The organism is Sinomicrobium pectinilyticum (genome assembly GCF_003725735.1).
Lineage (GTDB): Bacteria > Bacteroidota > Bacteroidia > Flavobacteriales > Flavobacteriaceae > Sinomicrobium > Sinomicrobium pectinilyticum.
Window position 1 is genome coordinate 1 of the sequence record NZ_RJTM01000150.1, and the last position, 842, is coordinate 842.

General features: G+C 43.2%; 1 protein-coding gene. It reads right to left on the bottom strand.

Translation table 11 applies throughout. The annotated features are described in order from the left end of the window. On the bottom strand, positions 1-842 hold an 842-nt coding region (gene sph, locus ED312_RS20225), incomplete at both ends, for a sphingomyelin phosphodiesterase (protein ID WP_170164575.1).

Here is an 842-nt window from a genome sequence, read left to right on the forward strand (position 1 = left end):
GACGAAATAATCTTTTTTGACATCCATAAACAGGTTCCTATGACTCATTAGCGTGGTGCTGACGGGATCAAAAACAACATTCTGCCATGACGGCGGCACAAGATGATCATCAGACACAAAGATGTAATCCAGAGATTCCTGCTCATTTTCAGGATAAGGATACGTATAGGAAACCAGGCTATTGGTCTTTGTATCCCAGGTGTATGGCAAACCTTTGTATGAGGGCGGCGAAACATTTAACGTCTGTAGCATGGTCATATACTCGTCCGTATCCTTTACAATATTGAAATCCCCCCCAATGATCACCATTTCGTCCACAGGTATGTCCAGGGCATCAATATAGGATCTGATCTCTTTTAGCTGGGCTTCCCTGACTTTTCTTTCCACATCCGCAGGGCAGGCTATACTGCCCGTAGATTGCATATGTGTTGCAATAAAATGTATAGGTTTCCCTCCTTTAATTATACGGGCATATACCAAACCTTTTTTAGACCCTAATCCCTCTACAAAGCAGTTCGCAGAGAAAAGATACTGTTCCATATGTGCTATGGGGTATTTACTCGCAATCATCACACCGCCATTAAGATGACCATCAGCAATATTTTCTCTCCAATTGTGTGTGTCATCCCAATCATTTTGCGAGATGCCTAAAACAGGTGTCAGATAAGGATGTGTTTCCGAAAGGCCTTCGCGTAATGCTTTGGTTGCAGGCTTGTCAAAGCATTCCTGTAATAACAGAACATTGTAGTTTTTAATAAAACCGGCCTTGCCTAACCGGGATGCCCTTTCTTCCTGTGACCAACTTTGGCTACTGGCCAGTGCAATCGCTTCAGTAAGCAGAT